17 protein-coding genes, 1 other RNA gene and 3 pseudogenes are annotated in these 18113 nt (G+C 72.5%); 17 read left to right on the forward strand and 4 right to left on the reverse strand.

The features are described from left to right. The first annotated feature begins 199 nt into the window (after positions 1 to 199). The 17 genes and pseudogenes from IE242_RS15960 to IE242_RS16035 all read left to right on the forward strand — a co-directional run bounded on the left by IE242_RS15960 (position 200) and on the right by IE242_RS16035 (position 15621). Positions 200 to 649, forward strand: a complete 450-nt coding sequence (locus tag IE242_RS15960; protein WP_189859638.1) for an anthrone oxygenase family protein — start codon at positions 200 to 202, stop codon at positions 647 to 649. Next, complete coding sequence (locus tag IE242_RS15965) at positions 646 to 1215, forward strand: PNPOx family protein (RefSeq protein ID WP_189859640.1); 570 nt, start codon at positions 646 to 648, stop codon at positions 1213 to 1215. Before IE242_RS15960 ends, IE242_RS15965 begins: the two co-directional genes overlap by 4 nt. After that, on the forward strand, positions 1212 to 3092 hold the full coding sequence (gene asnB / locus IE242_RS15970) for an asparagine synthase (glutamine-hydrolyzing) (RefSeq protein WP_189859642.1): 1881 nt from the start codon (positions 1212 to 1214) through the stop codon (positions 3090 to 3092). Before IE242_RS15965 ends, asnB begins: the two co-directional genes overlap by 4 nt. Positions 3093 to 3438: 346 nt before the next feature. Then, complete coding sequence (locus IE242_RS15975; protein ID WP_268249466.1) at positions 3439 to 5355, forward strand: AfsR/SARP family transcriptional regulator; 1917 nt, start codon at positions 3439 to 3441, stop codon at positions 5353 to 5355. Positions 5356 to 5698: 343 nt separating this feature from the next. Then, positions 5699 to 6070 (forward strand): TcmI family type II polyketide cyclase, encoded by a 372-nt coding sequence (locus IE242_RS15980; RefSeq protein WP_189859646.1) that lies wholly within the window; start codon positions 5699 to 5701, stop codon positions 6068 to 6070. After that, positions 6067 to 6498, forward strand: coding sequence for a cupin domain-containing protein (locus tag IE242_RS15985; RefSeq protein WP_189859648.1), 432 nt, complete (start codon positions 6067 to 6069; stop codon positions 6496 to 6498). The genes IE242_RS15980 and IE242_RS15985 overlap by 4 nt, the downstream gene beginning before the upstream one ends. Further along, positions 6495 to 7775: a beta-ketoacyl-[acyl-carrier-protein] synthase family protein gene (locus tag IE242_RS15990; protein WP_189859650.1), complete on the forward strand. Its 1281-nt coding sequence runs from the start codon at positions 6495 to 6497 to the stop codon at positions 7773 to 7775. Before IE242_RS15985 ends, IE242_RS15990 begins: the two co-directional genes overlap by 4 nt. Next, positions 7772 to 9040 carry a ketosynthase chain-length factor gene (locus tag IE242_RS15995; RefSeq protein WP_189859652.1) on the forward strand — a complete coding sequence of 423 codons (1269 nt, stop codon included), beginning with the start codon at positions 7772 to 7774 and terminating at the stop codon, positions 9038 to 9040. Before IE242_RS15990 ends, IE242_RS15995 begins: the two co-directional genes overlap by 4 nt. 41 nt (positions 9041 to 9081) lie before the next feature. After that, the gene (locus IE242_RS16000) at positions 9082 to 9345 is read left to right on the forward strand and encodes an acyl carrier protein (protein ID WP_189859654.1); all 264 of its coding nucleotides are present in this window, start codon (positions 9082 to 9084) and stop codon (positions 9343 to 9345) included. Beyond that, a pseudogene (locus IE242_RS37720) lies at positions 9345 to 9800 on the forward strand (SRPBCC family protein); the annotation flags it as partial. The gene IE242_RS16000 and the pseudogene IE242_RS37720, both read left to right, overlap by 1 nt. A gap of 24 nt (positions 9801 to 9824) precedes the next feature. After that, positions 9825 to 10541 carry an SDR family NAD(P)-dependent oxidoreductase gene (locus IE242_RS16005; protein ID WP_229859006.1) on the forward strand — a complete coding sequence of 239 codons (717 nt, stop codon included), beginning with the start codon at positions 9825 to 9827 and terminating at the stop codon, positions 10539 to 10541. A gap of 29 nt (positions 10542 to 10570) precedes the next feature. Beyond that, complete coding sequence (locus IE242_RS16010; RefSeq protein WP_189859655.1) at positions 10571 to 11320, forward strand: SDR family NAD(P)-dependent oxidoreductase; 750 nt, start codon at positions 10571 to 10573, stop codon at positions 11318 to 11320. A 1-nt stretch (position 11321) separates the two neighbouring features. Beyond that, positions 11322 to 11648 (forward strand): antibiotic biosynthesis monooxygenase family protein, encoded by a 327-nt coding sequence (locus tag IE242_RS16015; protein WP_189859656.1) that lies wholly within the window; start codon positions 11322 to 11324, stop codon positions 11646 to 11648. Further along, positions 11645 to 11989 carry an antibiotic biosynthesis monooxygenase family protein gene (locus IE242_RS16020; protein ID WP_189859658.1) on the forward strand — a complete coding sequence of 115 codons (345 nt, stop codon included), beginning with the start codon at positions 11645 to 11647 and terminating at the stop codon, positions 11987 to 11989. The genes IE242_RS16015 and IE242_RS16020 overlap by 4 nt, the downstream gene beginning before the upstream one ends. A gap of 2 nt (positions 11990 to 11991) precedes the next feature. Further along, a complete protein-coding gene (locus IE242_RS16025; RefSeq protein WP_189859659.1) occupies positions 11992 to 13251 on the forward strand; it encodes a cytochrome P450 family protein in 1260 nt (419 codons plus the stop codon). 69 nt (positions 13252 to 13320) lie between these two features. Beyond that, positions 13321 to 14124, forward strand: coding sequence for an SAM-dependent methyltransferase (locus IE242_RS16030; protein ID WP_189859968.1), 804 nt, complete (start codon positions 13321 to 13323; stop codon positions 14122 to 14124). A gap of 6 nt (positions 14125 to 14130) precedes the next feature. Further along, entirely contained in the window at positions 14131 to 15621 is a 1491-nt protein-coding gene (locus IE242_RS16035; RefSeq protein ID WP_189859662.1) for a peptide MFS transporter, read from the forward strand. Between the two features lie 87 nt (positions 15622 to 15708). Here the strand turns inward: IE242_RS16035 and IE242_RS37725 are convergent. From IE242_RS37725 to IE242_RS16050, 4 genes and pseudogenes are all read right to left on the reverse strand, one after another. Beyond that, positions 15709 to 15828, reverse strand: a pseudogene (locus tag IE242_RS37725) (glyoxalase/bleomycin resistance/dioxygenase family protein); the annotation flags it as partial. Between the two features lie 98 nt (positions 15829 to 15926). Next, positions 15927 to 16331, reverse strand: an RNA gene (gene rnpB, locus IE242_RS16040) — RNase P RNA component class A. A 118-nt stretch (positions 16332 to 16449) separates the two neighbouring features. Next, a pseudogene (locus IE242_RS39200) lies at positions 16450 to 17241 on the reverse strand (DMT family transporter); the annotation flags it as partial. Positions 17242 to 17260: 19 nt separating this feature from the next. Next, complete coding sequence (locus IE242_RS16050; protein WP_189859664.1) at positions 17261 to 18094, reverse strand: AraC family transcriptional regulator; 834 nt, start codon at positions 18092 to 18094, stop codon at positions 17261 to 17263. Between the last annotated feature and the right edge of the window lie 19 nt (positions 18095 to 18113).

Genomic DNA, 18113 nt, shown 5'->3' on the forward strand with positions numbered 1-18113 from the left:
GATGCAACACCCGGGACCTCGAACCGGGCTCGCGGCGCGGGCGAACGGAACGGGTGCGGAGGGGCACGCTCCCAGGCGGATTCGAGTGCCGTCCGAGGTACGGCTGACAGGTTCGAGCCGATGGCAGGCCCTGAAGAGGCCCGGAGCAGGCTGAGAACGGGTCCTGGGGACGCGCGGGGACCGAAGGAGGGCGGAAGCGGTGGTGGAGGCTTTGAGTGTGCTGGTGCTGACGGGCACCGGCCTGGTGGCGGGGGTGCTCTTCGCGGTCGCGGTGAGCGTGATGCCCGCGCTGATCGCGATGACACCGGAGCGGTACGTGTCCACGCACATCCTGCTCGGCAGGCGCTACGACCGGATCATGCCGTTCATCGTCACCGGCTCCACGGCCGTGGACGTGGGGCTCGCGATCCGGGCCTCGGGCGGCCCCCGGGCGCTGTTCGCGGTCGCCGCCCTGTGCATGGCCGGGGTGGCCGTGGTGTCGCAGACCCGGAACGTGCCGATCAACCGGGTGGTCAAGCGGACCCGGCCCGAGGACCTGGGCCCCAGCTGGCGCGATCCCCGTCCGGCCTGGCGCGGCTGGCATCTGGTGCGCACCTGCCTCGCGGTCGCGGGATGCGCGCTGACGGCCGCCGCGGTGGTGGTGTCGTGAGCCCCGTCGTCGTACGCGATCTGCCGGAGGGCGAGGAGCGGGCCACGGCCGACGCCCGGATGCGGGAGCTGCTGTCCGCGCCCGCGCCCGGTCCGATGGCCGAGCGGCTCGCGCTGCTGCACTTCACGGGGCGGCGCAGCGGACGGCCGTACACCGTGCCCGCCGGGGTGCACACCCTCGGCGGCGCGCTGGTGGTGGCGACCGGCAGCGGCTGGCGGCACAACTTCGCGGGCGGCTCGGCGGGCGAGCTGACCTGGCGAGGGCAGCGGCGGCCGGTGCGGTTCTCCCTGGTCGACGACGCGGAGCGCACCGCGCACGGCTATCTGGAGCTGTACCGCCGCTACGGGGAGGCGGCCCCGCGCCGGCTCGGCATCGCGGTACGCGGCGAAGGGGCGCCGGGGCTCGACGCGTTCCGGGCGGCCGTGACCCGGCACGGGCTGTCGTTCGTCGAGGTCACCCACCTCCCGGCCGGGAGCAGCGCCCCCGCATCGGACGCCTCCACACCAGACACATCCACTTCGCACGCCCCCACTTCACACGCAGCGAACGAGAGGACCCCACGATGAGCGGAATCGCCGGCTGGGTGGACTTCGAGCGGGACCTGACACCGGAGGCGCCCACCGTACGGGCCATGGCGGCGGCGCTCGCGCACCGCGGTCCCGACGGCTTCGGCGAGTGGATCGAGGGGCACGCCGCGCTGGCCCACCGGCGGCTCGCCCTGCTCGCCCCGGGGCACCCCGAGCAGGTGGCGCAGCCTGCCGTGGTCGAGTCGGAGGCCGGGAGCCCGATGGCCGTGCTGACCTTGGACGGGGCTGTCACCAACCACACCGAGCTGCGCCGTGAACTGGCGGCCAAGGGGCACCGGTTCACCGGCGGCGGCGACGCGGAGGTGGCACTGCACGCCTATCTGGAGTGGGGCGCCGCGTTCCCCGAGCGGCTGGAGGGCCTGTTCGCTCTGGCCGTATGGGACGTACGACGGCAGGAACTGCTGCTGGTGCGCGACCGGCTGGGGGTGAAGCCGCTGTGCTACTTCCTGACCCCGTCCGGGGTGGTCTTCGGCTCCGAGCCCAAGGCGCTGCTGGCCCACCCGGCGCTGCGGCCGGTGGTCGACGGCGACGGGCTCCGGGAGCTGTTCGCGCACAGCCGCAAGCCGGGTACCGGGATCTTCCGGGGCACGCGTGAGGTGCTGCCCGGCCACACGATGACCGTGCGCGCCCCGGGTACGGGTCACCGGCGGTACTGGTCGCTGCCCGCCCGGCCGCACACCGACGGCCCGGACACCACCGTCGCCACCGTGCGCCGGCTGCTGTCGGAGGCGGTGGCCACGCATCTGCGCGCAGACGTGCCGGTCGGCGCGATGCTCTCCGGCGGGATCGACTCCAGCGCGCTGACCGCGCTCGCGGCCCGCGAGCGGCGGGCGGCCGGGGGCGGGCTGCGGTCGTTCTCGGTGAACTTCTCCGGCTACGCGGAGAACTTCGAGCCGCACCCGACCATGCGCGCCACTCCGGACGCGCCCTACGCGGCCCTCGCCGCCGAGCACATCGGGACCGAGCACACCGAGATCCTGCTGGACACGGCGGCGCTCGCCGACCCGAAGACGCACGCCGCCGCCCTGCGCAGCCAGGACGCGCCGTCCCCGCTCGGTGACATGGACGTCTCGCTGCTGCTGTTCTTCCGGGCCCTGCGCGGCGCCGGGATCACCACCGTGCTCTCCGGGGAGACCGCCGACGAGGTGTTCAACGGCTACTTCTGGGCGTACGACCCGGACCACAGCAACTCCACGACCTTCCCGTGGGTCTCCTTCGAGCGCGGGCACGACGCCGCCGCGGGCGGTCTCGGCTGCTCGCTGGTGGACCGCACGCTCCGCAAGGAGCTGGACTTCATGGAGTACGCCGACCAGCACTACCGCGACGCGCTGACCGAGGTCCCGCACGTGGCCGGGGAGGGCCCCGCCGAGCGCAGGGCGCGCGAGGTCACCTATCTGGCACTGACCCGCTGGGCCCCGACCCATCTGGACCGGGCCGACCGGATGAGCATGGCGCACGGGGTGCAGCTACGCCCGCCGTTCTGCGACCGGGCGCTGGTGGAGTACGTGTACAACGTGCCGGCCGAGCTGAAGCGGGTGAACGGCCAGGAGAAGAGCCTGCTGCGGGCCGCCGTCGCCGATCTGCTGCCGGAGCGGGTGCTCAACCGGCCCAAGAGCGCCTATCCGACCGTCCAGGAGGCGGCCTACGGCGAGTTCGTGCGCCAGCGCTTCGGGGACGTGGCCGCGGACCGGGCGGCCCCGGTCGCGCCGCTGCTGGACGCCGAGGCGACCCGGGCGGCGCTGGGCGCGGCGGCGGCTCCGAGCGGCGCCTTCGCTTGGGTGGAGCGGGCGAGCATGGAGATGGTGCTCCAGCTCAACACCTGGCTGGCGGAGTACCGGGTCGAGCTGGCTCTGTGAGGGGTGCCGGACGCCACACTCCGGCAAGAAATGTGCACCTTGTCATCCATGTGCGTGAAGTAATAGAATGCCGAGACAATGAACGAGAATTCGGCATTCGGCCGGCCGGAGCGTGGAATTCGATATTCCACCTCCGGGCGCCCGCACGGTTTATGTCGAATTCAACTTCTTCTTCGGCGAAACCGTTTTCGAGGGTAAAGGAGAAGCCATTTTTCCATCTATCCATGCATGGGATGTTTCGCCCGAAAACGAGTGACGCAGGAAGGTGAACAACCGATGGCCGCCACCCCACACAGGCGGCGCACTCAGGGGGGATGCAGTGATAGAGATCGGTCTGCTGGGCTCCATGCGAGTACGTAGGAACGCAGAGGACGTCACACCGTCGGCTCCCAAACTGCGTCAGGTGCTTGCCCTGCTGGTGCTCAATGCCAACTCGCTGGTCAGCGTGGATCAGCTGTGCGAGGAGCTGTGGGAGGACCGTCCGCCGCTCAGCGCGCTGACCACCTTGCAAACCTACATTTATCAACTGCGCCGCAGACTGCTGCTGGCCACCGGACAGCACGGCGCGCCTTTCGGAACCCGTCCGCCGCACGGCTGCCCCGCACTCCTGACCAGAGTGGGCGGTTACGAACTGCGCCTGGACAACAAGCAGTCGGTGGACGCCTACCGGTTCGACCAGCTCACCGAACAGGGCATGGCACAACTCCGCCGCGGCGACGGGGACGAGGCCGCCCGCACCCTGAAGAACGCCCTTTCGCTGTGGCAGGGCAGAGCCCTCGTCGATATCAGCACCGGACGCCGGCTGTCGGCCTGGTCGACCCAGTTGGAGGAACGTCGTAAGAGCGTCCAGGAGCAACGTTTCTCCTTAGAGCTCGAACTCGGCCGCCACCACGCCGTGCTGGACGAGCTGTCCGAGGCCTTCCGCGCCCACCCCACCCACGAGGCGTTCGCCGGACAGCTGATGCGCGCCCTGCACCGCTGCGGACGCCGGCCGGACGCCCTCAACACCTTCCGCACCCTGCGCAGCCATCTCGTCGAGGAACTCGGCCTGGAACCCTCCGCGCAGCTCCAGCGGCTCCACCAGGAGGTGCTCGCCGACCGCGGCCACCTCAGAGGACCGGCCGCCACGGCCAAGGCGGACACCGCACCCGGCGGGCGCCGGCTCGCGCCCGGACCGGCCCAGCTCCCCGCCGACGTCGGTGACTTCGTCGGACGGGAACGCGAACTCGACCAGCTGGAGACCTTCCTCGGCGCGGACCGGGCCAGCACCGGCATGCGGGTCGTGGAGGTGCACGGCCCGCCCGGCGTCGGCAAGAGCGCCTTCGCCGTACGCGCCGCGCACCGGCTGCGCCCGCGCTTCCCCGACGGACAGCTCTTCATCGACCTGTCCACCGTCGGCGAGGGCTCCCAGCAGCTCGCCGACGTGCTGTCGGCCTGTCTCACCGCCTGTGGCATCCAGCGCGAGAAGCAGCCCGCCGGGCTCGACGAGCTGAGCCGGCTCTTCCGCAGCTGGACCGCGGACCGCCGGGTACTGGTCGTGGTCGACGACGTGCTCACCGCCTCCCAGGTCCGTGCCGTCCTGCCGGGCGGCTCCGGCTGCGCGGTGATCGCCACCAACCGCTACCGGGCGCACAGCCTCTCCACCGGCCGCAAGATCGTGCTTCCCGCCCTGTCCCCCGAGGAGTCCCTCCAGCTCTACGACCGGGTCGCCGGGGAACGCTCCCGGCAGGAGGACCCCGCCGCCGTGCAGGAGCTGATGGGGCAGTGCGAGGGACTGCCCCTGGCGATCAGGGCGGTGGCGGGCCGGCTCACCGCGCGGCCCGGCTGGTCGGCGGCCCGGCTGGCGCTGCGGCTGCGCGGCAACCACCGGGTGCTGCTCGAACTGCCCGCCGGGACCCAGTCGTTGATGGCCACGATGGCCGCCAGCCACCGGCATCTGCTCGCCCCCTCCCAGGAGCTGCTGCGCCTGCTGCTCCAGCGTGAGCGGCCCCGATGGAGCCTTGACGAGGTGGTGGCACGGCTGCGCCCCGGCATCGGTGACGCCGAGACGCTCCTCGAGTACCTCGTCGACGTCCATCTCGTCCAGGAACACCTGACCGCGGACGCCGAGCCCCTGTACTCCGTGCCCCGGCTCACCCGACAGGCCCTGATCCTGCTCCTGCGGGGCGCGCCCGCGAGTGACGTACCGAACGGCCGGACGGGCGCCGGCGGCCGCACCGGCGCCCACGTGACGCTGATGAAGACGGCGGGCGTCCGCCGGTAGAGCCAGGCATGCCGGTGGAACCGGCAACGCCGGGTGGGAAGATCTCCGCGACGGCCCGCCGCACCCCAGGTGCGGCGGGCCGTCGTGTTGTGCCGGCTGCTCCTCGCGTCGGCCCGTCGCGCTGCGTCCGTCGCCCTTCGCGCCGGCCCGTGTCGCGCCGTGCCCGGCCGCCTCCGCCCCTAGCCGCCGCGATCTGCCCGCCCCCACCCACCGAGCCGTCGCCGCCCCCCGCCCGGCCAGGGCCCCCGCACCGGGGCCGTCAGCGGTTCTCCAGGCGCCCTCGAGGGCGTCTCGACCCCCGCCGACCAGGGTGAACACAGAACCGACAAGCCGGGAGGACATCGTGCACCGAACGCTGATCGTGGCGAGGATGGACCTCGCCGACGCCGAGGGCGTCGCGCAGGTCTTCGCCGATTCGGACAGCACCGAACTGCCACATCTGGTGGGGGTGTCGAGGCGGACGCTGTTCGCGTTCCACAACCTGTACTTCCATCTGGTGGAGGCCGAGCAGGACATCGCGCCCAACCTGTACAAGGCGCGCAGCCACCCGCTCTACGAGGAGATCAACACCCGGCTCGGCCAGTTCATCTCGCCCTACGACCCCGGCTGGCGCGAGCCCAAGGACGCCATGGCCGTCCCCTTCTACTCCTGGACGCCTCAGCAGGGCCCGCGGACCAGCGCCCCGCGCTCGGCGAACCTGGGCGGTGCCCGATGAGCGCCCCCGCCACCACCAGGGTCTCCGCGAACGAGGTCGCCGCCAACACCAAGCGCGGCGGCGACATCCGCGTCACTCTCAGCCCCAGGACCGTGGGCTGCACCTCCGGCTTCGGCGGAGTGCTGCGACTGGCCCCCGGCCACCACGTCACCGAGCACTACCACCCGTACTCCGAGGAGTTCCTGCATGTGATCCAGGGTCGCCTGGAGATGACGCTGGACGGCGGCGCCCCGGTCGAACTCGGCCCCGGCGACTCATTGCTGGTGCCCATCGGGGTGCGCCACCGCCTGGTCAACACCGGGTCCGTACCGGCCGAGGCGGTCTTCCACCTCTCCCCGCTCGCACCGCGCCCCGAACTGGGCCACGTCGACACGGAGCAGCCGCTCGACGCGTCCGCGGGCAACCCCGATGTGGGAGCGGCCCGATGACAGCGTCGCACCGCCGCGCGGTGATCACCGGGGTGGGCGCCGTCGCGCCCGGCGGGATCGGGCGGGACGCCTACTGGGACCTGCTCACCGCCGGCCGCACCGCCACCCGCCGCATCAGCCTGTTCGACCCGGCCGGGTTCCGCTCCCAGGTCGCCGCCGAGTGCGACTTCGATCCGCTCGCCGCCGGACTCACCCCCCAGGAGACCCGCCGGATGGACCGGGCCGGCCAGTTCGCGGTCGTCGCCGCCCGCGAGGCCGTCGCGGACAGCGGCGTCGAACTGCCCGGCGCCGACCCGGAACGGGTCGCCGTGAGCATCGGCAGCGCCGTCGGCTGCACCATGGGCCTGGAGGAGGAGTACGCGGTCCTCTCCGACGGCGGCCGCGACTGGCTGGTCGACCACAGCTACGGCGTTCCCCACCTGTACGGCTACATGGTGCCCAGCACCCTCGCCGTCGAGGTGGCCCGGCAGGCCGGCGCCGAGGGGCCGGTCGCGCTGATATCCACCGGCTGCACCTCGGGCCTGGACGCCATCGGACACGGCGTCCAGCTGATCGAGGAGGGCACGGCCGATATCGTGCTCGCCGGCGCCACCGACGCCCCGCTGTCGCCGATCACCTCTGCCTGCTTCGACGCCATCAAGGCCACCACGGCCAACAACGACGACCCCGAACACGCCTCCCGGCCCTTCGACGGACGGCGCGACGGTTTCGTCCTGGGCGAGGGCTCCGCCGTCATGGTCATCGAGGAGCTGGAGTCGGCCAGGCGCCGCGGCGCCACCGTGTACGCCGAGATCCTCGGCTTCGCCGGCCGCAGCAACGCCTTCCACATGACCGGCCTCAAGCCCGACGGCCGGGAGATGGCCGAGGCCGTCCGGGTCGCCCTGGACCGGGCGCGGCTCGACGCCGGCGACATCGACTACATCAACGCGCACGGCTCGGGCACCAAGCAGAACGACCGGCACGAGACCGCCGCGTTCAAGCGCAGTCTCGGACAGCGGGCCCACGAGGTGCCGGTCAGCTCCATCAAGTCGATGATCGGGCACTCGCTCGGCGCCATCGGCTCCCTGGAGATCGCCGCCTGCGCCCTGGCCCTGCGCCACCAGGTCGTACCGCCGACGGCCAACCTGTCCACGCCCGACCCCGAATGCGACCTCGACTATGTGCCGGTGACGGCCCGCGAGCACCGCATGGACCGGGTGCTCAGTGTGGGCAGCGGCTTCGGCGGCTTCCAGACGGCGATGGTCCTGGGCCGGCCCACCCTCGGGGAGGCGGCATGAGCGCCTCCGGCATACGCCCCGGCCGCCGCGGCCGGTCCGTGGTCACCGGGCTCGGCGTGGTCGCGCCCACCGGGATCGGCGCCGCCCGGCACTGGGAGTCGGTGCTCGCGGGCAAGAGCGGCCTCGGCCGGATCACCCGCTTCGACCCGACCGGCTACCCCGTCCGGGTCGCCGGTGAGGTGCCCGGATTCCGGGCCGGTGAGCAAGTACCCGGGCGGCTCGTCCCGCAGACCGACCGCTTCACCCACTTCGCGCTGGCCGCCGCCGAGGACGCCCTCGCGGACGCCGCCGCCGACCCGGCGACCCTGCCGGAGTACGAGATGGCGGTGGTGACCGCCAGTTCCTCGGGCGGCACCGAGTTCGGACAGCACGAGATGGAGAACCTCTACCAGAAGGGCTCCTCGTGGGTCGGCGCCTACCAGTCCATCGCCTGGTTCTACGCGGCCACCACCGGCCAGGTCTCCATCCGGCACGGCATGCGCGGCCCCTGCGGGGTCATCTGCGGTGAGCAGGCCGGTGGCCTCGACGCCCTCGGTCAGTCCCGGCGGCTGCTGGACACCGGCTCCCGGCTCGTGCTCAGCGGCGGCACCGACGCCTCGCTGTGCCCGTACGGCCTGGTGGCGCAGATGTCCACCGGGCGGCTGTCCACCGAGGACGATCCCGCCCGCGCCTACCTGCCCTTCGACGCGGCCGCCTCCGGCTTCGTCCCGGGCGAGGGCGGCGCCGTCCTCGTCGTCGAGCAGGCCGACGCGGCACGCGCCCGCGGGGTCCCGGCCTACGGCGAACTGCGGGGCTACGCGGCCGGGTTCGACCCCACGGCGGACGGCACCGCCGCGCGGCACTCCGTGCTGGTGTCCGTCGTCCGGCGCGCCCTCGCCGACGCCGGGCTCGCCCCGGGCGACATCGACATGGTCTTCGCCGACGCCTCCGGCACACTCGCCGAGGACCTCGCCGAGGCCCGCGCCATCACCGAGGTCTTCGGCCCCGGCGGCGTACCGGTGACCGCGCCGAAGACCCTCACCGGGCGCCTGTACGCGGGCGGCGCCGCGCTGGACGTGGCGACCGCGCTGCTCGCCCTGAGCGCCGGTGTCGTCCCGCACACCGCGGGGCTCGGCCGGACGGCCCCCGGCTGCGAGATCGACCTCGTCCTCGACCGCCCCCGCCAGACCGACCCGCGTACCGCCCTGGTCCTGGCCCGCGGCCACGGCGGCTTCACCTCCGCACTGGTCCTCGGCGCCGGCGACCGCGACGCCCGCACCAAGTGACCGGCCCACCACCACCCACGACGTACGAAAGGCGGCTCCCCATGGCGGAGTTCACCCTCGACGACATCCGGCGGATCCTGCGCGCGAGCGCCGGCGTCGACGAGCAGACCGATCTGGACGGCGAGCACTTCGCCGACACCGCGTTCGTCGACCTCGGCTACGACTCCCTGGCCCTGCTGGAACTCGTCAACCGCATCGAGCGCGAGTACGGCATCCAGATCCCCGACGGTGACCTGGCGCACACCCAGACCCCGCGCGAGGCCCTCTCCTATGTCCACGCCCGGCTCACGGAGGCCCACGTCTGATGGCAGGACACACTGACAACGCGATCGTCGTCGAGGCACCGATGGACCTGGTCTGGACGATGACGAACGACGTGGCCGCCTGGCCGCGGCTGTTCAACGAGTACGCCTCCGCCGAGATCCTCGGCCAGGACGGCGACACCGTCACCTTCCGCCTCGCCCTGCACCCGGACGAGAACGGCACGGTCTGGAGCTGGGTCTCCGAGCGCACCCCCGACCCGGCCACCCGCACCGTCGTGGCCCGCCGGGTCGAGACCGGCCCCTTCGCGTACATGAACATCCGCTGGGAGTACGAGGAGGTGCCCGGCGGCGTACGGATGCGCTGGATCCAGGACTTCGCGATGAAGCCCGACGCCCCGGTCGACGACGCCGGGATGACCGCCAGGCTCAATCGCAACACCGCCGTCCAGATGCGGCTGATCAAGGCCAAGGTGGAGACCGCGGCCCGGGCCGGCCGGCAACTCCAGGGCAAGCGCGTCCTGGTGACCGGCGGCAGCCGCGGCATCGGGCGGGGCATCGTCCTCGCGGCGGCCCGGGCCGGCGCCGACGTCGTCACCTGCTACCGCACCCCCGGCACGGCCGTCGCCACCCTGGAGGAGGAACTGGCCGGTACCCCGGGCAAGCACCAGGTGCTGCGAGCCGACGCCGCCGACGAGACGGACGTGAACCGGCTGGCCTCCGCGTGCGAGGCGAGCCTCGGCGGACTGGACGCCGTCGTCAACAACGCCGCCACCTTCCGTCCGCAGCCGTACGCCGACCTCGGGCCCGCCGAGTGGGCCGCCACCCTCCAGGGCAACCTCACCGCCACCCACCTGGTCACCCAGCGCACCCTGCCGCTGCTCTCCGCCGGCTCCTCGGTGGTCAACATCGGCTCCACGGTCGCCTTCATCGGCATGGCCGGCGGCGTTCACTACACCGCCGTCAAGTCCGCGCTGGTCGGCATGACCCGCTCGCTGGCCCGGGAACTCGGACCGCGCGGCATCCGCGTCAACACGGTCTCGCCCGGCCGTATCGCCACCGAGGCGCTCGACGAACTGCCCGCCGAGGAGGCCGAGCGGCAGCGCGCCGCCTTCGCCTCCTTCACCGCGCTCGGCCGGCTCGGCACCGTCGACGACATCGCCCAGGCCGTGCTGTTCCTCATCAGCGACCACGCCGGCTACGTCACCGGCCAGAACATCCACGTCGACGGCTGCGTCTGAGCCGCGGCCCAGCCATGGAGGGATTCCCAGTGGAACTCGCACTGCACGGCAGGAAACTGCTCGTCACCGGCGGCACCCGGGGCATCGGGCGGGGCATCGTCCTCGCCGCCGCCCGGGCCGGCGCCGACGTCCTCACCTGCTACCGGCAGGAGAGCGAGGCCGTCGAAAGCCTGACCGCCGCGCTGAAGGAGACGGCCGGCGACCACCATGTGATCCGCGCGGACGTCGGCGACACCGCCGAGGTCGACCGCCTCGTCGGCGAGGCCAAGGACCGCTTCGGGCGGCTCGACGGGATCGTCAACAACGCGGGCGTGATCAGCCACATCCCGTTCGCCGACCTGCCCGCCGACGAATGGGCGCGGATCCTCGACACCAACCTCACCGCCGCCTACCGGATCATCCAGCAGGCGCTGCCGCTGCTCGGCGCCGGCTCTTCGGTGGTCAACATCGGCTCGCGCGGAGCCGCCGCGGGCATCCCGCTGCGCGCCCACTACACCGCCGCCAAGGCCGCCATGATCGGGCTGACCCGCTCCCTCGCCAAGGAACTCGGCCCGCGGGGCATCCGGGTCAACGTGGTCGCCCCCGGCGTCATCGAGACCGAGGCCTTCGCCACCATGCCCGCCGACCGCGCCGACGGACTGCGGGCCATGTACTCCCGCAAGACCGCGCTCGCCCGCCTCGGCACCGTCGAGGAACTCGCGGGCCCCGTGCTGTTCCTGCTCTCCGACGCCGCCGCGTACATCACCGGCGAGACCCTCAACGTCGACGGGGGGATCTGACATGCCCGAGCCCGCCGAGAAGGTCTTCCGGGTCATGCTGCGGATGCAGATCAAGCCCGGCATGGAGAACGACTTCGAGAAGGTGTGGCTGGAGGTCGGCGACTCGGTCACCACCCACCCCGCCAACCTCGGCCAGTGGCTGTCCCGCAGCACCGAGGAGGACGGCGTCTACTACATCGTCAGCGACTGGACGAACGAGCCGCTGTTCCGCGAGTTCGAGACCAGCGACCGCCATCTGGAGCACCGCCAGAAGCTGCACCCGTACCGCAGCGGCGGCTCCATGACGACCATGCACGTGGTCGCCGCCCTGTCCGGCGCCGCATCGTGACCGGTGGCGCCATCGAGGTGGTGCTCTACCACCTGAGCGACGACCCGGACCGGGTGCTGTCCGCGTACCACGAGGCCAGCCGCCGGATGACGGGTACCGCCGGCCTGCTCGGCAACAAGCTGCTGCACGCCGTCGGCGATCCGCGCTCCTATGTCGTGGTCAGCCGCTGGTCGGACTGGGAGGCGTTCACCGCCTGGGAGAGCGGCCCCGCCCACAAGGACCAGACCGCCCCGCTGCGGCCGCTGCGCGACACCGGCCGGGCCCGGCCCTTCGAGATCTACCGGGAGCTCGCCAGCTACGCGGGGGACCGGGCCACCGCCGATGTCACGGAAGGAGTCTGAGAATGGCACGCATCAGCGCCCGGCAGACCGCCCCGCCGATCGACCTGTTCACCCCCGCCTTCCACCAGAACCCGCACGAGGCGCTGGCCGAGCTGCGGCGCACCGCGTCCGCCGTGCCCGTGACGACACCGAACGGCCTGCGTACCTGGCTGGTCACCGGGTACGAGCACGCCCGGGCGCTGCTCGCCGACCCCCGGCTGAGCAAGGACATGCGAGTCGGCCGGGACCTCATCCCACGGAACTTCGCCGATCCCGACAGACAGCGGGAGTTCCTCGCGGAGTCGGGCGAGCGCAGCCAGTTCCCGCACGTCCTCAGCGTGCACATGCTGGACAGCGACCCGCCGGACCACACCCGGCTGCGCCGGCTCGTCGGCCGGGCCTTCACCGCGCGCCGGACCGAGTCCCTGCGGCCGCGCATCACCGAGCTCACCGACGAACTGCTGGACGCCATGGCCCGGCACGAGCGGCTGGACCTCATGGAGGCGCTGGCCTTCCCGGTGCCGTTCACGGTCATCTGCTGGCTGCTCGGTGTGCCCCCGGACGACCGGGCCGCCTTCCGCCGCTGGTCCAACCTGCTCGTCTCCGGCGCGGGCACCGACGAGGTGCGCGAGGCCAGCGCGTCGATGATCGCTTACCTGAGGGCGCTGATCGAGGCCAAGCGGGCCGAACCGGCCGATGACATGCTCACCGACCTGGTACACGCCCAGGACGCCGGCGACCAGCTGTCGTCCGACGAGCTGATCTCCATGGCGTTCCTGCTGCTGGTGGCCGGACACGAGACGACGGTCAACCTCATCGGCAACGGCACCCTGGCCCTGCTCACCCACCCCGGGGTGCGTCAGCAGCTCGCGGCGGACGAGTCGCTGTGGCCCGCGGCCGTCGAGGAGTTCCTCCGCCATGACGGTCCGGTCACCAACGCCACGTGGCGGTTCACCACCGAGCCCGTCGAGGTCGGCTCCGTGGTCATCCCCGAAGGCGAGTTCGTGACCATCTCGCTCGGCGCCGCCGGCCGGGACCCGGCCCGCTACCCCGACCCGGACCGCCTGGACATCACCCGCGCCCACACCGCCTCGGTCGCCTTCGGCCATGGCATCCATCACTGCCTGGGCGCCCCGCTCGCCCGGCTGGAGGGACAGATCGTCCTCAGCCGCCTCCTCACGCGCTTTCCCGGGCTGCGGCTCGCCGTGGACGTGGATCAACTGCGCTGGCGCAGCAGCCTGATGATGCGCGGCCTCGAAGAGCTCCCGGTGTTCACGGCGTGACCGCAGGCCCCGCCCCGCCCCGCCCCGCCCCTACTGGAGGAGACACCCGTGGAACGTCAGGACACCGAACTGGAACGCCCCGCCTGGGCCCCGCCGGAGGTCGACATCGACACCCCGAGCATCGCCCGGGTCTACGACCACTGGATCGGCGGCACCCACAACTTCCCGGTGGACCGGGAACTCGCCCGCAAGGTCGCGGCCGGCAACCCCGACCTCCCTGCCACCCTCAAGGCCAACCGAGCCTTCCTGCGCCGCGCGGTACGCGAGCTGTCCGCGCTCGGCATACGGCAGTTCCTCGACATCGGCTCCGGCATCCCGGCCGAGGGCAACGTGCACGACGTGGCCCTCGCTGCCCACCCGGACAGCAAGGTCGTCTATGTCGACATCGACCCGGTGGCCGTCGCGCACGGCCGGGCGCTGCTCGCCGACGAACCCAGAGCGGCCGTCTTCCAGGGCGACCTGTACAGGTCCCAGGAGATCCTGGACGCGGCGGACACCCGCCGGCTGATCGACTTCGACCGGCCGGTCGCGCTGATCCTCGCCGCCGTACTGCACTTCGTCCCGGACGGCGACGATCCGCTCGCCCTGGTGCGCCGGTACACCGAGCGGCTGGCACCCGCCAGTGCCCTGGTGATCTCGCACGCCGGCGCGGAGGAGGTGCCGAGGGCGGCGCCGGAGGCGGCCGAGCAGTACCGGGGTGCGGTGAGCCAGGTGATCTGGCGCGACAACCAGGAACTCGCCGCGCTGTTCGAAGGCTTGGAGCTCGTGGAACCCGGCGTGGTCCGCGCACCGCTGTGGCGTCCCGAACCGGCCGAGACCCCCGACCCGGGACTCGCGATGCTGGCCGGGGTGGCGCTCAAACCGGGCGGGTGACCTCCGGTGGACACGTCCCTCACCCCGTCGGACGCATCGCCGACGACCGCCCCCGTCACAGCGGTACGGGCGGGGAACGGCCGCCGGCCCGGCTTCGGCACCCTGCTCGCGGTCGACCTGTGGGAGCGGTTCAGCTTCTTCGGCATGGCGGCGATCCTGGTCCTCTACCTGACCGCTGCTGAGGCTCGCGGCGGCATGGGCATGGCGCCGCAGTCGGCCACCGCGATCTTCGCGGCGTACATGTCGCTCACCTTCATGGCCGGTCTGCCGGGCGGCTGGCTCGCCGACCGGGTGCTGGGCGCACGCCGGGCCGTGCTGCTCGGCGGTGTGCTCATCACCTGTGGCCACGTGGTGCTCGCGGTTCCGGTCACGGGCACGCTCTATGCCGGGCTGCTGCTGGTCATCGCGGGTACCGGCCTGGTCAAGCCGGCCATGGCGGCCATGGTCGCGGGGGTCAGCGGGGACGGGGAGGGCCGCCGCGAGGCGGCCTTCTCGCTCTTCTACATGTGCATCCAGATCAGTGCGCTCATCGCCCCCGTCGTCACCGGGCTGCTGGCGGAGCGCGTCGCCTGGCACCTCGGCTTCGCGTCGGCCGCCTTCGGTATGACGGCGGGGCTGATCCAGTTCGCCCTCGGCCTGCGCCGGTACGGCGACGTGGGCGCGCGTCCGCCCCGCCCGGTGCCGGGCCCCGAGGCCGCCGCGATGCTCCGGGGCGCCGTCTGGGCCGCGGGTACGGCGGGAGCGCTCCTGGTGGTGCCGGCAGCGTACGGACTGCTGCCTCTTCCCGCGGTGCTCGCCGTCCTCGGCCTGACCACGGTCACCCTCCCGTTCTGGTACCTGCGTTCACTGCGCCGGACCCACACACGGGAAGCGGGCCACCAGCGTCGTATCGCCGGATTCACCGCGCTGATGACCGCGTCCGCCGCATTCTGGATGATCTTCGCGCAGAGCGGCTCGGTGCTCAGCCTCTTCGCCGAGCGGCACACCGACCGGGATCTGCTCGGCTTCGAGGTCCCCGCCAGTTGGTTCCAGTCCGTGCACCCGCTCTTCGTCCTGCTGGTCGCCCCGCTCTTCGCTCGGCTCTGGCTGCGTGCCGGTCCCCGCGTCGACGTTCCCGTCAAGTTCGCGGGCGCGCTGATCGCAGCCGGTCTCAGCTTTCTGCTGATGGCCGTCGCCGCCCGGCTCGCCGAGCATGGCCCGGTCGGCCCGCAGTGGTTGCTGCTGGTGTACCTGCTCTACTCCTGCGGTGAGATCGCGCTCGCTCCGGCCGGTCTGGCGCTGGCCGCCGCGGTCGCACCGCCCGGCAGCACAAGCCGTCTGCTCGCGGTGAACGGCATGTTCGGTGCCGTGGGTGTGGTGGTGGGAGGCCAGCTGTTCCGGCTGACCGCCGTACTGTCGCCGACGGCCTACTTCCTGCTGCTCGGGTCCTTCGTACTGGCGGTCGGCACAGTGGTCGCCCTCGGCACTCCGCGGCTGCGCCGACTGCTCACGCCGTAGCGGGGCCGGCTGGCCGGCCGCATCGGCATGCCGCTGCGGCCGGCCAGCCGGTGCAGCATCCGTCCGCGCCGGTGTCGGGGCCGGTGCAGCGAGCCCCCCGTCCGTGAGCCGGGTGGTGGCGGCGTCGACCTGGTCGGTGGAGCCGGCCTCGACGCCGAGGCGGTCCAGACGGGTTTCCGCGCCGGGCTCGCCCTCGATCAGGACAACGGCGCTCAACTCGGCGCGAACCCCCTCGGCACACACCGGGCCGGGACATCGTGCGCCTTGACAGCCCCAGCCCTCATGGGTGCGCAATCGGAGAGCGGCAGACGAGTCGGGCTGTACGCCGGGTTCTGTTCCGAGGGGTCCTCGCGGACTCCTCGGCGACGGCCATCCATCTAGGACCGGCGTTGCCGCCGGCCTCCTGCGGTCTACCCGCGGACTCGGGCGGGCAGCCCTCGAACGTCCGCGCAGAGCGCTTGTTACGGCGCTCCTTTTGACCTTGCTCCGGGTGGGGTTTACCTAGCTGCCCAGGTCACCCTGGGCACTGGTGGTCTCTTACACCACCGTTTCACCCTTACCCAGCGCCTGAGCACTGGGCGGTTTGCTTTCTGTGGCACTGTCCCGCGGGTCACCCCGGGTGGCCGTTAGCCACCACCCTGCCCTGTGGAGCCCGGACGTTCCTCGGGAAGCCCCCTAGGGGGACTCCACGCGGCCGTCCGCCCGGCTCGTCTGCCGTGCCGACCATGGTACCGGGCGGGTGTCCCTGCTCGGTCCCGCCGCTGCCGTGGCCAGCACCGAGCCCGTCAGGATCAGCGCGAAGGCCGTCAGGACCGTCGGTGTCAGGGCCTCGTCCAGGAACAGGGCTCCCACCGCCACCGCCACCGCCGGGTTCACGTACGTGATGACCGTTGCCCGGGTCGGACCGATCTCCCTGATCAGCTCCAGGAAGGCCACGAACGCCACCGCCGTGCACAGCACCCCAAGGCCGGCGAGGGAGGCGAGGGTTTCGGCGGACGGGGGCGAGGTGGGCCAGGTGATCGCGGCGGGTACTGCGTACACCAGGGCGGCCAGTGTGAGGCACGCAGTTGTGAGCTGCAGCGAGGAGACGTTCTTCAGGTGGCGGGCGGCGATCAGCGGGGCGATCGCGTAGCCCAGCACCGTCAGCAGGACTTCCGCCAGCGAGCGCGCGTCGCCGCCGGTCAGGTGCGGGACCGTGAGGACCGCCACGCCCGCCAGGCCCAGGGCCAGGCCGGTCGCCCGGCGCGGGCCCAGCCGTTCCGTGGCGCCGAAGAAGCGGGCCAGGACCACGCCGACGATCGGCACGCCCGCGATCAGCAGGCCGGCGGTGGAGCTGGACAGGTGGCGTTCGGCGTCGGTGAGGGTGAACCAGGGGACGATGATCTCGATGCAGGCGAAGGCCAGCATGGGGCGCCAGTGAGTTCGGACGGTGTGGGGCAGGGTCCCGGTTCCGGTCCTCTGGCGTATCGCGAACGGGAGCAGGAGCGCCGCGCCCAGTGCGCAGCGCGTGAACACCACCATCGACGGGGAGAGGTCCTCCACCGCCACCTTGATCATCAGGTAGGGGATGCCCCAGACCACTCCCATCAGGGAGAACAGAAACCAGCCGCGTGCAGTCATGCCCGCAGGATCGGCCGCCTCAGTGCCGGGTGTCTTGAACGCTGTTGCGGTACGCCGCCGGGGTCACCCCCAGCACCCGGCGGAACCAGCGGGTCAGGTGCGCCTGGTCGGCGAAGCCCACCAGCGGGGCGACCTCGGCGGGGCGCAGTCCGGCTGCGAGGAGGCACTGGGCCCTGTTCACCCGGTACTGGGCCAGCCAGGCGTAGGGCGGTATCCCCATCGTCGTACGGAAGGCGCGGAGGAGCTGGTAGCGGGACAGGCCCAGGTCGGTGGCCAGGTCGGTGAGGGAGGGCGGGGTCAGGAGTTCGTCCGCCAGGCGGTCGCGTACGGCGTGGGCGAGGCGGGCGGCGCCGGGGAGCCTGTCGCGGGTGGCGCGGGCCGTGGAGTGGCGGTGGGCGAGGGCCGTCAGCAGCCAGGGGATGCGGGACTCGGCCTCCAGCGGGTCGGGGTAGGTGCTGAGGTCGGTGTGGGCGCGGCGCAGGGCCGCGGCCAGTTCCGGGTCGTCGAGGACGGGTTCGCGGAAGTGCGGGAGGCCGCCGCCGTCCGCGGTGCCGTCGGTCAGCAGGGGCGGGGCTGCGTACAGGGCGCGGTAGGCGTAGCCGTCGGGGGCGGCCGGGCCGCCGGTGTGCATCTCGCCGGGTTCCAGGACGACGATGGAGCCGGGGCCGGAGTAGATGCGGTCGCCGCGGTAGGCGATGACCTCCAGGCCGCCGGTCGTGACGCCGACGGTGAATTCGTCGTGGGCGTGCGGGGCGTAACGGTGCCGGTCGAAGCAGGCGGTGAGGAGGTCGAGGGGCGGGCCGCAGCGGCCGAGCCGTGCCCTGGTCCAGCGGGCCACTTCTTGTGCGGTCACCTTTGGTCCCCCTCCCCCG

The organism is Streptomyces poonensis, from assembly GCF_014650915.1.
GTDB classification, from domain to species: Bacteria; Actinomycetota; Actinomycetes; order Streptomycetales; family Streptomycetaceae; genus Streptomyces; species Streptomyces poonensis.